The sequence below is a fragment of the Streptomyces sp. NPDC006335 genome (genome assembly GCF_040612795.1).
GTDB lineage: Bacteria > Actinomycetota > Actinomycetes > Streptomycetales > Streptomycetaceae > Streptomyces.
The window spans coordinates 253,797-266,881 of record NZ_JBEXQX010000006.1; the positions used below are offsets into that span (position 1 = coordinate 253,797).

The following is a 13,085-nucleotide window of genomic DNA, read 5'->3' on the forward strand; positions in this document are numbered from 1 at the left end:
TCTCTGCCGGACTCCGCGGCAATCCGCAAAGAACGAGTCAAATGCGGCGCGAGGGGTGCTGCAACAGCAGTGCCGGACAACTCCGCCAAAAGGAGGACCACGGGGGTCACCACAGGGGCGTAACCGCGCGGGCGTGGGCGCGTTGAATCACGTGACGGCCGTGGCGGGGAAGACCCCCGAGCCCCCACCACGGCCGCTGAAGCCTCCGGCGGTGGAGCCGGGCACGCGCGAGGTGGGGACCACGCCGGGGCCGCTGCGCCCGAGCGGCGTCGCGGCCCCGGAGACGGGGGAGGGAGCCGACGGATGGCCCCTCCCCCGCACGGTTGCCGAGAGCTTGCGTCCGAGACTCAGGCCAGTCCCGCGCGCTCCAGGGCCTGCGTGCCGGCGCGGAGGGAGGCGAGGCGCTCGTCGAGCGTGAAGCCCGCGGGGGCGAGGCTGAGGGTGGTGACACCGGCCGCCGCGTACTCCTTCATCCGGTCCGCGATGCGGTCCACGGAGCCGAGCAGCGTCGTCTTGTCGATCAGCTCGTGCGGGACGGCGGCCGCCGCGCCCTGCTTGTCGCCGGCCAGGTACTTCTCCTGGATCTCGGCGGCCGCGGCCCCGAAGCCCATGCGCTGAGCGAGCTGGTTGTAGAAGTTCTGCTTGGCGCTGCCCATGCCGCCGACGTACAGCGCGGTGTAGGGACGGAAGGCGTCGGCGAGCGTGGTGACGTCCTTGTCCTCACCGACGGCGAGCGGGAGCGTCGGGCAGACGTCGAACCCGTCGAGGGTCTTGCCGGCCTTCTCGCGCCCCGCGCGCAGGTACTTGATCGTGGTCTCCTCCAGGTGCTCGGCGGAGGGGAAGATCAGCAGGGCGCCGTCGGCGATCTCACCGGTCTGTTCGAGGTTCTTCGGGCCGATCGCGGCGATGTACAGCGGGATGTGCTCGCGCTCCGGGTGCACGGTCAGCTTGATCGGCTTGCCGGGGCCGCCGGGCAGCGGCAGCGTCCAGTGCTGTCCCTCGTAGGAGAGGCGCTCGCGCGTCATGGCCTTGCGTACGATCTCGACGTACTCACGCGTGCGTGCCAGCGGCTTGTCGAACTTGACGCCGTACCAGCCCTCGGAGACCTGCGGTCCCGAGACGCCGAGGCCAAGGCGGAAACGGCCGCCGGAGAGGGAGTCGAGGGTGGCGGCGGTCATCGCGGTCATCGCCGGCTGCCGGGCCGGGATCTGGAAGATGGCCGAGCCGACGTCGATGCGCTCGGTCTGGGCGGCGACCCAGGTGAGCACGGTGGCCGCGTCCGAGCCGTAGGCCTCGGCGGCCCAGCAGACGGCGTATCCGAGCCGGTCGGCCTCCTGGGCGACGGCGAGATTGTCCGCGTCCATTCCGGCGCCCCAGTAGCCGAGGTTGATCCCGAGCTGCATGGCCGATTCCCCTTACCGATCAGTAACGTCCTTGTCGGCAGACCTTAGCGCGGCAGGGCCGCCCCGGGCAGGTCGCGGCCGTGCCAGGACCGGACGGCGATGGGCGCGCACCTGTCGGAATCCGTTGTCCACAGGCCCCCACGCGACAGGTTCTGGCCAGTAATCTCGGCGTTCATGGAGCAGAGGCATCTCGGCCGGACCGGCCTGCGTGTGTCCCGCATCGGGCTCGGCACCCTCACCTGGGGCAGGGACACCGACGAGCACGACGCGGCGGACCTCCTGAAAACGTTCTGGGAGGCGGGCGGGACGCTGGTCGACACGGCGGACGTGTACGGCGACGGGGAGGCCGAGTACCTGCTCGGACGCCTCATAGAAGGCCTGGTCCCGCGCCGGGACCTGGTCATCTCCACGAAGGCGGGCAGCGTGCCCGACCCGGAGGTCCGCGTCGACGGCTCGCGCGGCCACCTGCTCGCCGCGCTGGACGACTCACTGGCCCGGCTCGGCACGGACTACGTCGACGTGTGGCACGTCCACTCCTACGACCCCCGCACCCCGCTGGAGGAGACGCTCGGGGCCCTCGACCTGGCCGTCAGCAGCGGTCGCGCCCGCTATGCCGGGGTCTCCAACTTCTGCGGCTGGCAGCTCGCCAAGGCGGGGACGTGGCAGTTGGCCGCGCCCGGGACGCGGACCCGGCTGGCCGCCACGCAGCTCGAGTACTCGCTGCTCCAGCGCGGGGTCGAGCGGGAGGTGCTGCCGGCCGCGCTCGATCTGGGCATCGGACTGCTGCCCTCCTCGCCTCTCGGCCGTGGTGTCCTGACGGGCAAGTACCGCACCTCCACTCCGGCCGACTCGCGCGGGGCCTCGGAGCATCTGGCGCCGTTCGTCGCGCCGTACCTCGACGACACCGCGAGCCACATCGTGGACGCGGTGACCACGGCGGCCGACGGGCTCGCGGTGACACCGCTCCAGGTGGCCCTCGCGTGGGTCCGGGACCGGCCGGGGGTGACCGCGCCGATCGTCGGCGCGCGCAACTCGCAGCAGCTCACGGCGGCATTGTCAGTGGAGGCCCTTAGTCTTCCTGACGAGATCTGCCGGGCGCTCGACGATGTGTCGGCGCCCGTGCACCGCTATCCCGATCACGACTGGAGCACGCTGTGAGCACGGAGCCGGAGCCCACGGAGAAGACCGAGCCGGGGACGCGGGGCGACGCGCCCGAGCCGGAGGGCACAGGCGTGGCACCGGGCCGGGAGCCGGACGGCGCCGGGGCCGGCGAGGGCGTGCGCGAGGCCTCCCCGGACGGCGAGGACGCCGACGCGGAACCGGCGGCGGCCGAGGACGGTGACTCGGGCGGCGGTGACGCGGAGGGTGCGGCCAAGCAGTTGTCCGAGGCCGAGGCCGAGTTGGCGGCGCAGCGGATCGAGCGGGAGCGGATCGCCCGGCGCAAGGCCGAGAAGCAGGGGCCGGTCAAGAGCGGGACCAAGCTCAGCGGGAAGGCGGCCGACCTCCTCGCCGCCGTACGGGCCGTGGAGAGCGGGGCGAAGCCCGTGGCCGCCGTCTTCAGCGAGCCCGAGCCACCGCGTCGGCCCGCCCAGGAACCGGCGCGGCCCCGGCCGGTGTCGGCGGAGGCCGCCGCGTCCGGGTCCGGAAGTGCGGCCGGTTCCGTCGGCGTGCCCGTGCCGGAGACCGTGGAGGCCGTGCGGCGTGTGCTGGCCGAGGGCGGGGCGCCGGAGGCCCTCGCGGCGCAGGTCGCCGCGGCCCTCGGGGAAGGAGCCGACGACGGGCTGCGGTCGGACCCCTGGCAGTTGCTGCGGGTCGTGGGCGTACGCCCCGAGCAGGCCGATGGATTCGCGCGGGCGCTGCTCGGCGCGGACTGCGCGCCGGACGACGAGCGGCGCGGGCGGGCGGTCACCGTCTGGCTCCTGGAGCAGGCGGCGCTCGCCGGGCACACCGCGCTGGAGATGCCGGCGCTCACCACCGCGCTGGCGCAGCGGGGCGTGCCGGACGCCGACGCGGCCGTCCAGAGCACGATCGCCGAGGCCGAGGCCCTGGTCTTCCAGGACGCCCTGGACCCGGCGGCCCCGGAGCCCGCGGAGGACGACGAGGAGGGGGCCGAGCGGCCGGTCCGGATCCTGGTCGGGCTGGAGCGGTACGCCCTCGCGGAGGAGAGCCTCGCCGACGGGCTGGCCCGGCTGATCAACTCGGTGCCCAAGGAGGACGGTTCGGCCGAGGACTGGGAGCGCGCCGCGGCGTCGGCCAAGGGGTCGGCCGCCGAGCTGATCCGCGCGGTCGCGGCGGGCGGACTGGTCCTGCACACCGGCGGCGAGGCGTCCCTGACGGAACCGGCGGCGCTGCTGGCGGCGGCGCGAGGGCTGGGGCTGCGGGCGTGGGCGGCCACGCACGGCCCGCTGGGCCGTGACCGCTTCGGCGCCCTGCTCTCCGGCCCGGACCAGCACGACACCGCGGCCCCCGCCGATCCCGACCGGCCCGGCGGGCCCGCTCACCCCGTCGCCACCGTCGCCGGGCTCCTCTCCGGTGCGGAGGGGCCCGGCCGGGATACCGACGGCACGTTCGACCTCGACCTTCTCGTCGTGCTCGACGCGCCCCAGCTCGACGTCGAGACGGCCGCGCTGCTCGTGGAGTCCCTGCCGGACGGGGCGCGGCTGGTGCTGTGCGGGGACCCGGCGGTGCTGTGGTCGGCGGGGCCCGGGCGGGTGTTCGCGGATCTGCTCGCCGCGCGGATCTGTCCGCAGATCGCCTCGCGCAGGCCGGATCCCGGCCCACTCGGCGAGCTGGTCTCCGGGATCGGCATCGGTGAGCTGAACCAGGTCGAGGCGCCCGGCAAGGAGGTCGTGATCGTGCCGGTGCGGGACGCGGGCGAGGCCGTGCACCGGACCGTGCAACTGGTCGCGGACTCGGTGCCGCGGGCGATCGGGGTCCCCGCCGAGGAGACCCAGGTGATCACCCCGGGTCACGGCGGCGCCGCCGGCACCCGGGTGCTCAACGCGGCCCTGAAGGAGCGCCTCAACCCCGGCCCCGGCCGCTTCGGCGGCTTCGACCCCGGTGACCGCGTCGCCTACTCCCCCGCACCGGGCCGTACGCTGCCGGGCCAGGTGGTGGGGGCCGGTGCCGACGGCCTGCACCTGATCTGCGACGGGGTGCCCGTGGTCGTACCGAAGGAGCGGGTGGAGCAGTCCGTGCGGCACGGCTGGGCGCTGACCGCGCACCAGGCGGTGGGCGGGCGGTGGCCCGCGGCGGTCGTAGTGCTGCCCGGGGACGCGGCGCAGGCCCTCAGCCGGCCCTGGGTCTACACGGCGTTCGGCAGGGCGGACCGCCACCTGTCCGTGGTGCACGGCGTGGAACAGGCCCTCGCGAGGGCGGTCGCCGAGGTCCCGGCCAAGCCCCGCACGACCCGGCTGCCCACCCTCCTCGCGACGCAGTCGCCGACGTCCGGCTGACCAGCCGGAAAAGGGGCGCGGCCCCGGAGATCGTCTCTCCGGGGCCGCGCTCGTATCGCCTCAGTGACGGTCCACGTCCAGCGGTTCCAGATCATCGTCCTCGACGTCGGGCCCGTCGCCGTCGTCGTCGAGGTCGTCGTCGAACATCGCGCTGACATCGAACCGGCACACCACCCGCTCCACATCGACCTGCTCGAACGGCGTCTCCAGCCACTCCCCCGGCTCGGCCGGTTCGTCCGCCGCGGTCACCCACAGCGTGGAGTCGCCCTCCTCGAGACCGAACTCCTTGTGCCGGGAGGCGATCTCGTCGGGCTCGAACTCACCGAACAGCACTTCCAGCGCACCGTGGACCGTGCCGGAGGCCTCCGTGCCGAGACCCTCGTCGGCCGCCTCGACCCGCTGGGCCTGTGCCAGCAACCGCTGCGGCTCCACCACGGCGTAGTCGCGGCGGATCAGCACGCTCAGCGCGTTCGGCTCCTCGGGGCCCGTGTACGGCGGGGCGTCCTCCGCGCCCGGGATCTCGAAGGGGGTGACCTCGTCGTAGCGGTCGTAGAGCAGCTCGTCGTACACCTCGGCGGCCGCGGCCAGTTCGTTGAAGGCCTCGTAGACGGCGGGGTCGTCCTCCCCCGACCTCCGTTCGACCGCGGCCAGGTGGCGGTCGAGCGCGGTCTTGACCGCCTCGGCGGCGGCACGTACCTCGGCAGCGGTGGGCTGCACAGCATCAGACATAGTGCAGACGCTATCCGTAGCGGGCCCCGGCCCGCACAATAGATGCGATGCCGGAATACGAATTTGTCGACGTGTACGTACCGCGGGGGGTCTCCCGCAAGGACGCCACACGTCTGCTGACGGACCATGCCGAGTACGGACACTGGGAGTTGGACCGACTGAGCCTGATGCGCGATGGCAGCCGCAGGGTGCGGTTGCGCCGGCGGATCATCCGCCAGGTGCGTGCCACGTGGTGAGACAGGACGAACGGAGTGGGCCCCGCCTCGGCGGGGCCCGCTCCGTTTCAGGCGGTGTGACCTAGGCCGAGGCCCGTGCCCTGCGGTAGAGGACCGTGCCCGCCAGCAGCGCTCCGGCGCCCACCGGGAGGGCCAGCCCGATCGGCAGGTCGCTGCCGGTCTGCGCGAGCTGCGCGCTGCCCAGGGGCTGGGAGAGCGTCTGGGTGCCGGGGTGGTTGCCGCCGCCCGGTGTCCCGGTGCTCGCTCCGGGCGGGGTGGCCGGGGAGCCGGGGTGGCCGGGCTGTTCCGGGTTGCCGGGCTGTTCCGGGGTGCCGGGCTGTTCCGGGGTGCCGGGCTGTTCCGGCGATCCGGGCGGGGTGTGCCGCCCGCCGCCGGAGCCGCAGTCGTTGCCCATGGCGGGGTTGCCGATGCCGATGACGTCGACGCTGTTGCCGCAGACGTTCACGGGAGCGTCGACCGGGACCTCGACGTGGTTGCCCGAGCCCACGCCGGGGGAGCCACCGGTGTGACCGCCGGCGTGCGAGCCGCCGGAGCCCGAGCCTCCGGAACCGCCGTGTCCGCCGTGTCCACCGGGCCCGTGCCCTCCGTGACCGCCGCCGTGTCCTTGGGAGCCGCCCGAGCCGCCGTTCCCGCCGGGCGTTCCGCTGCCACCGCCCTTGTTGGCGCAGCTGTTGCCCATGGCGGGGTTGAGGACCCCGACGACGTTCACGGTGTTGCCGCACGCGTTCACCGGGGCGTGCACCGGCGCCGAAACCGTGTTGCCCGACAGCACGCCGGGAGAGTTCGCGCTTGATCCGCTCGCTCCCGAGTCGGCGTGGGCGGCTCCGCCCGCGGCGGCGATCACGCCGGTCGCGGCCGCCACTGTCATCAGGCCCTTGCGGGTGACTTGTCGCATGTACCTAATCCCTGCTTTCGACCTTGCCTCGAAATACCGCTGCACCGCGGTTCTGTTTCTTTTCGAAAAGGCCGGTCGGCCCCGGAGCGCATGGCTTGCGCTCCGGGGCCGACGGGCTCAACCCTCTTAACTGAGGGCGAGGCACAACGTCACTGGTTGACGCACGTGTTGCCGAAGGCGGGGTTCAGCAGGCCGATCACGGAGACCGTGTTGCCGCAGACGTTCACCGGGACGTGAACGGGAACCTGCACGACGTTGCCGGACAGCACACCCGGGGAGCCCACAGCGGCACCCTGCGCACCCGCATCGGCGACGGCAAGGCCCGCGCCCGCGAGAACCAGGCCACCAGTGGCAGCCGCAGCGGCGACGACCTTCTTGATCATTATTCCTCCTTGTTGGCAATGCGATCCCAAGCAGCGGATCACATGAGTTGTAACGAGGAGGGAGTAATGGGGATACGAGCTTATGAGCGCATTCACCCTTCCCGGCCGATCTCGTACGCGCGGCCGAATAGGAGCGTCAACACACGTCAGCTCGCGTCGATGAACCGGTCGAGAACCCGCACGCCGAACTTCAGCCCGTCCACGGGCACCCGCTCGTCGACACCGTGGAACATCCCCGCGAAGTCCAGCTCCGGGGGCAGCTTGAGCGGCGCGAAACCGAAGCCGCGAATGCCGAGCTCGTCGAAGGACTTGGCGTCGGTGCCGCCGGAGAGCATGTAGGGGATCGCCTTGGCGGCCGGGTCCTCGGCGACCAGCGCGGACTGCATGGCGTCCACGAGCGCGCCGTCGAAGGTGGTCTCGACGGCCTTGTCGGAGTGCACGTCCTCGCGCCGGACCTTGGGGCCGAGGATCTTGTCGAGGTCGGCGAGGAACTCCTCCTCGAAACCGGGCAGGAAGCGCCCGTCGACGTGTGCGGTGGCCTCGCCCGGGATGACGTTGACCTTGTAGCCGGCGCCGAGCTGGGTGGGGTTGGCGGTGTTGCTGAGGGTCGCGCCGATGAGCTTGGCGATACCGCCGAGCCGGGCGAGCGTGCCCTCCATGTCCTCCGGGTCCAGTTCGGTGCCGAGCGCGTCGCCGAGCTCGTCGAGGAAGGCCCGGGTGGTCTTGGTGACCCGCACGGGGAACTTGTGGCGGCCGAGGCGCGCGACCGCCTCCGACAACTCGGTGATGGCGTTGTCCCGGTGGATCATCGATCCGTGCCCGGCGGTGCCGGCCACCGTCAGCTTCATCCAGTGCATGCCCTTCTCGGCCGTCTGGATCAGGTAGAGCCGCCGCTGCTCGTTCACGGTGAAGGAGAAGCCGCCCACCTCGCTGATCGCCTCGGTCACCCCTTCGAAGAGGTCCGGGTGGTTGTCGACGAGGTGCCGGGCGCCGAACGTGCCGCCGGCCTCCTCGTCGGCGAGGAACGCGAGGACGATGTCCCGAGGGGGCTTGCGGCCGCTGCGCAGCCGGTCACGGACGACCGCCAGGGTCATCGCGTCCATGTCCTTCATGTCGACCGCGCCCCGCCCCCACACGCACCCGTCCGCGACCTCGCCGGAGAACGGGTGGTGGGTCCAGTCCTGCGCGTTGGCCGGTACGACGTCGAGGTGGCCGTGGATCAGCAGGGCGGGCCGGGACGGGTCCTCCCCCGCGATCCGGGCCACCGTGGAGGCGCGGCCGGGGTGCGACTCGAAGATCTGCGGGTCGAGGCCCACCTCGGCGAGCTTGCCGGCGACCCACTCGGCCGCCTTGCGTTCGCCCGGCCCTGAGTGGTCGCCGTAGTTGCTGGTGTCGAACCGGATGAGCTCGCGGCAGAGGTCCACGACCTCGTCCTCGCCGGTGACGCCCCTGGCCGTGTCCGTGTCGCTCACGCTGTTCCTCCCGCTGTCACTGCTGGTGGTTGCCCTCATCCTCCCTCCGTGAGCCGGTCGGCCCAAGACGGGGCCCGGCCCGTCACACGCCGTTCACGCCCGCCCGGGGCGGGGACGGGGGGTGATCGGGCCCCTTCGAAAGCCTGGTAATGTTTCCTTCGTCGCCGCGGGGAAAACCCGCACGACAGACACCTTGTCCGGGTGGCGGAATGGCAGACGCGCTAGCTTGAGGTGCTAGTGCCCTTTATCGGGCGTGGGGGTTCAAGTCCCCCCTCGGACACATGTAACGGTGCTGACCGGTTCTCGGTCGGCACCGTTTTCTTTTGCCGTGGAGCGGGCGTCCTCACGCACTGTGTGGGCGATCTCTCTCACGAGTGAAGACGCCCAGGTCACAGCGTTCCCGATGCTCATGAAGGGCCCCCGATCGGCCCTCCCGCGTGGCCGACCAAGCGGCACGGACCTAGCTTCGTACTAAAATTTCCGGCTTGTTACGAGCTGGAGCCGGACAACCCCAGGCAGACCTGCGGGCCCGCCAGCGCCCCGGGGGCTCCGGGATCGAGACGCGAGGACCGATGGCAGCCATAGACGAGAGCAGCGCTCTCGGCCTGCTCAACGAAGAGCTCAGCGCAGAGATCCGTGAACAGTTCGAACAGTTCGGTGACACCGCCCGCTTCTCCGGGGGCCCCGCGGCCTCCCCGCGCACCCTCGTCGACGTCTTCGACGCGTCCGTGCGGTCCTACCCCGACGAGCTCGCCCTGGACGACGGGACGACCCGGCTCACCTACCGCGCCCTGGCCGTCGAGGTCGAGCGGCTGCGGCGGCGGCTCGCCGAGGCCGGGGTGGGGCTCGGCGACCGGGTGGGCGTCCGGGTGCCGTCCGGCACCAACGACCTCTACGTCGCGATCCTCGCCGTGCTCGCCGCCGGTGCCGCCTATGTCCCCGTCGACGCCGAGGACCCCGACGAGCGGGCCGAGCTGGTGTTCGGGGAGGCGCAGGTCCGGGCCGTGGTCGGCGCCGGGCACGAGCTGACCGTCAACGGCCGCGGTGACTCCCCCGCCGCCCGGCCCGGCGTCGGGCACGACGCGTGGATCATCTTCACCTCCGGCTCGACCGGCAAGCCCAAGGGCGTCGCCGTCTCGCACCGCAGCGCCGCCGCCTTCGTGGACGCCGAGGCCGCGCTGTTCCTCACCGACGACCCCATCGGTCCCGGTGACAGGGTCATGGCGGGCCTGTCCGTCGCCTTCGACGCGTCCTGCGAGGAGATGTGGCTGGCGTGGCGCTACGGGGCCTGTCTGGTGCCGGTGCCGCGTTCCCAGGTCAGGAGCGGCGCGGACCTCGGGCCCTGGCTCGTGGAGCAGGAGATCACGGTCGTCTCGACCGTGCCGACGCTCGCCGCGCTGTGGGAGCCCGAGACCCTCAACGACGTACGGCTGCTGATCTTCGGCGGGGAGGCCTGTCCGCCCGAGCTGGCGCAGCGGCTGGTGACGGAGGGGCGGGAGGTGTGGAACACCTACGGGCCGACGGAAGCGACCGTGGTGGCCTGTGCCTCGCTCATGTCCGGCGAGGAGCCCATTCGGATCGGGTTGCCGTTGGACGGCTGGGAGCTGGCCGTCGTGGACGAGGCCGGGGAGCCCGTGGCGATGGGTGCCAGCGGGCAGTTGGTGATCGGCGGGGTCGGGCTGGCCCGGTACCTGGACGCCGAGAAGGACGCGGAGAAGTACGCGCCGCTGAAGTCGCTGGGCTGGGAGCGGGCGTACCGCAGCGGTGACCTGGTGAAGGCGGAGCCCGAGGGGCTGGTCTTCCTCGGGCGGGCCGACGAGCAGATCAAGCTCGGTGGCCGGCGGATCGAGCTCGGTGAGGTCGACGCGGCTCTCCAGGCTCTGCCGGGGGTCGCGGGAGCGGCCGCCGCCGTGCGCACCGCCCGCAGCGGCAACCAGCTCCTCGTCGGGTACGTCGTCACGCAGGACGGCTGGGACCACACGGCCGCGGTGGAGAGGCTGCGGGCCGAACTGCCCGCCGCGCTCGTGCCGTTGCTCGCCCCGGTCGCCGACCTGCCGACCCGGACCTCCGGCAAGGTGGACCGCGACGCACTGCCCTGGCCGCTGGAGGGGCTCGAAACGGGCGGTCCCGCCGAGGAGTTGTACGGCACCGAGGCCTGGCTCGCCGAACAGTGGGCGGAAGTCCTCGGCATCCCGGTCTCCGGCGCCCGCGACGACTTCTTCGCGATCGGCGGCTCCAGCCTGGCCGCCGCCCAGTTGACCACCCGGCTGCGCACCCGCTACCCGAGCGCGGCCGTCCTCGACATCTACCAGCGGCCCACCCTGCGGAAGCTGGCCCGCCATCTGGAGGAGTCCGCGCAGGACGACGGGGCCGCGCGGGTGATCGCACCGGTGCCGCTCCGGGCCCAGGTGATCCAACTCCTGCTGCTGCTCCCCCTGTTCACGCTGATGGGGCTGCGCTGGCTGGTGCCGCTGGCCGCCGTCGGGAACCTCCTGCCTTCCTACGGCTGGCTGCCGACCGCCTCCTGGTGGCTCGTCGGCGCCGGTGCCCTGCTGCTCTTCAGCCCGCCCGGGCGGCTCGCTCTGGCGGCCGGCGGGGCCCGGCTGCTCCTGCGCGGCCTCCAGCCCGGCCGGTATCCGCGCGGTGGCGGCGTCCACCTGCGCCTGTGGACCGCCGAGCGGCTCGCCGAGTTCAGCGGGGCGACCTCGCTGACCGGCTCCTGGCTGGAGCGGTACGCGCGGGCGCTCGGCGCCAAGGTCGGTCCCGATGTGGATCTGCACTCGTTGCCGCCGGTCACCGGCATGCTCAAGCTGGGCCGGGGCGCGGCCGTGGAGTCCGAGGTGGACCTGTCCGGCTGGTGGCTGGACGGCGACCGGCTGGAGATCGGCCAGGTCAAGGTGGGCGCGCACGCCGTCGTCGGCACGCGCAGCATGCTCTTCCCGGGCGCCAGGGTCGGCAAGCGGGCCGAGGTGGCGCCGGGTTCGGCGGTCACCGGGCAGATCCCGACCGGTCAGCGCTGGGCGGGCGCGCCCGCGGTCAAGCTCGGCAAGGCCAAGCGCAACTGGCCGAAGGAACGGCCGGCGCGGGGCACGTACTGGCGTGTCATGTACGGCCTCACAGGGCTCGCCCTCACCGCGCTTCCCGTGCTGGCGGGCGGCGCCGCGTTCCTGGTGGCCCGGCCCTTCGTCGCCGGGTCCGCTCCGCTGGCCGGCGCCTTCCTGGCTCTCGTCCCGGCGACGCTCGCCTTCGGGCTGGCGTACGCGCTGCTGCTCCTGGTCTCCGTGCGGTTGCTGAGCCTGGGGCTGCGCGAGGGGACGTATCCGACGCACAGCAGGGTCGGGTGGCAGGCGTGGACCGTGACGCAGCTGATGGACCGCTCGCGCGAGACGCTGTTCCCGCTGTACGCCGGGCTGGTCACGCCGGTGTGGCTGCGGCTGCTCGGGATGCGGATCGGGCGCGGTGCCGAGGTGTCGACCGTGCTGGCGCTGCCGAGCCTGACAACGGTCGGTGAGGGCGCGTTCCTGGCCGACGACACGCTGACCGCGCCGTACGAGCTGGGTGGCGGCTGGGTCAGGATCGGGCGCGCCGAGATCGGGCGGCGGGCGTTCCTCGGGAACTCCGGGATGACCGCGCCGGGGCGGACCGTGCCGGACGGCGGGCTGGTCGGGGTGCTGTCGGCGACGCCGAAGAAGGCGAAGAAGGGCACGTCATATCTGGGGCTGCCGCCGGTGAAGCTGCCGCGCAGCGCGGCCGACAGCGACCAGAGCCGGACGTACGAGCCGTCGGCGGGGCTGCTGTGGGCGCGCGGGCTGGTGGAGCTGTGCCGGATCGTGCCCGTGTTCTGCTCGGCCGGGCTCGCCGTGCTGACGATCGCCGCGCTGTGCGTGCTGGGGCCGTGGGCCTGGCTCCTGGCGGGCGCGGTGCTGCTCGCGGCCGGTGCGGTGGCGGGGCTGGTGTCGATGGTCGCGAAGTGGCTGCTCGTGGGGCGGCACCGCAGTGGGGAGCACCCGCTGTGGAGCGGCTTCGTGTGGCGCAACGAGCTCGCGGACACCTTCGTCGAGGTGCTGGCGGTGCCGTGGCTGGCGGGTGCCGTGCCCGGTACGCCGGTGCTGACGGCGTGGCTGCGCGGGCTCGGGGCGAGGATCGGCAAGGGCGTCTGGGTGGAGAGCTACTGGCTGCCGGAGACCGATCTGGTGACCTTGGAGGACGCGGCGACCGTGAACCGGGGCTGTGTGCTCCAGACCCACCTCTTCCACGACCGGATCTTGCGGACGGATACTGTGGTGCTCCGTGAGGGCGCCACGCTGGGCCCTGGCGGGATCGTGCTGCCCGGCAGCACGATCGGGGCCCGCACCACGCTGGGCCCCGCGTCGCTCGTCATGGCCGCGGAGTCCGTCCCGGACGACACCCGCTGGCTCGGCAACCCGATCGAGGCATGGCGGCCCTGAACGCGGGCCACTCGGAGTCGGTGAGCGGTGTACCGGCGGATCCGAGTGGCGACGCGGCGCAGGG

The 13,085-nt window shown here is 72.9% G+C and carries 9 protein-coding genes and 1 tRNA gene; 5 read left to right on the top strand and 5 right to left on the bottom strand.

Annotated features, from left to right (window positions below):
- Nucleotides 1-347: 347 nt before the first annotated feature.
- Complete coding sequence (locus ABZ098_RS19790) at nt 348-1,403, bottom strand: LLM class F420-dependent oxidoreductase (protein ID WP_356592784.1); 1,056 nt, start codon at nt 1,401-1,403, stop codon at nt 348-350.
- Nucleotides 1,404-1,577: 174 nt separating this feature from the next.
- On the opposite strand from ABZ098_RS19790, the gene ABZ098_RS19795 reads away from it, so the two are divergent.
- The gene (locus ABZ098_RS19795) at nt 1,578-2,561 is read left to right on the top strand and encodes an aldo/keto reductase (RefSeq protein WP_356592786.1); all 984 of its coding nucleotides are present in this window, start codon (nt 1,578-1,580) and stop codon (nt 2,559-2,561) included.
- Entirely contained in the window at nt 2,558-4,858 is a 2,301-nt protein-coding gene (locus ABZ098_RS19800; RefSeq protein ID WP_356592788.1) for a helix-hairpin-helix domain-containing protein, read from the top strand. Before ABZ098_RS19795 ends, ABZ098_RS19800 begins: the two co-directional genes overlap by 4 nt.
- A gap of 60 nt (nt 4,859-4,918) precedes the next feature.
- Here the strand turns inward: ABZ098_RS19800 and ABZ098_RS19805 are convergent, their stop codons facing one another.
- Nucleotides 4,919-5,587 carry a hypothetical protein gene (locus ABZ098_RS19805; RefSeq protein ID WP_356592790.1) on the bottom strand — a complete coding sequence of 223 codons (669 nt, stop codon included), beginning with the start codon at nt 5,585-5,587 and terminating at the stop codon, nt 4,919-4,921.
- Between the two features lie 47 nt (nt 5,588-5,634).
- Between ABZ098_RS19805 and ABZ098_RS19810 the strand changes: the two genes are divergently transcribed.
- Nucleotides 5,635-5,823, top strand: coding sequence for a DUF5703 family protein (locus tag ABZ098_RS19810; RefSeq protein WP_007380901.1), 189 nt, complete (start codon nt 5,635-5,637; stop codon nt 5,821-5,823).
- A gap of 61 nt (nt 5,824-5,884) precedes the next feature.
- Here ABZ098_RS19810 and ABZ098_RS19815 read toward each other — a convergent pair whose 3' ends face one another.
- The 3 genes from ABZ098_RS19815 to ABZ098_RS19825 form a co-directional block, all read right to left on the bottom strand.
- On the bottom strand, nt 5,885-6,718 hold the full coding sequence (locus ABZ098_RS19815; protein WP_356592792.1) for a chaplin family protein: 834 nt from the start codon (nt 6,716-6,718) through the stop codon (nt 5,885-5,887).
- A gap of 149 nt (nt 6,719-6,867) precedes the next feature.
- Nucleotides 6,868-7,101, bottom strand: coding sequence for a chaplin ChpH (chpH, locus tag ABZ098_RS19820; protein WP_123988121.1), 234 nt, complete (start codon nt 7,099-7,101; stop codon nt 6,868-6,870).
- Between the two features lie 146 nt (nt 7,102-7,247).
- Nucleotides 7,248-8,573, bottom strand: a complete 1,326-nt coding sequence (locus ABZ098_RS19825) for a M20/M25/M40 family metallo-hydrolase (RefSeq protein WP_356592794.1) — start codon at nt 8,571-8,573, stop codon at nt 7,248-7,250.
- A 195-nt stretch (nt 8,574-8,768) separates the two neighbouring features.
- Between ABZ098_RS19825 and ABZ098_RS19830 the strand changes: the two genes are divergently transcribed.
- Both ABZ098_RS19830 and ABZ098_RS19835 read left to right on the top strand, forming a co-directional pair.
- Nucleotides 8,769-8,853: transfer RNA gene (locus tag ABZ098_RS19830), tRNA-Leu, on the top strand.
- A 292-nt stretch (nt 8,854-9,145) separates the two neighbouring features.
- Nucleotides 9,146-13,021 carry a Pls/PosA family non-ribosomal peptide synthetase gene (locus tag ABZ098_RS19835; RefSeq protein WP_356592797.1) on the top strand — a complete coding sequence of 1,292 codons (3,876 nt, stop codon included), beginning with the start codon at nt 9,146-9,148 and terminating at the stop codon, nt 13,019-13,021.
- Nucleotides 13,022-13,085: the final 64 nt, after the last annotated feature.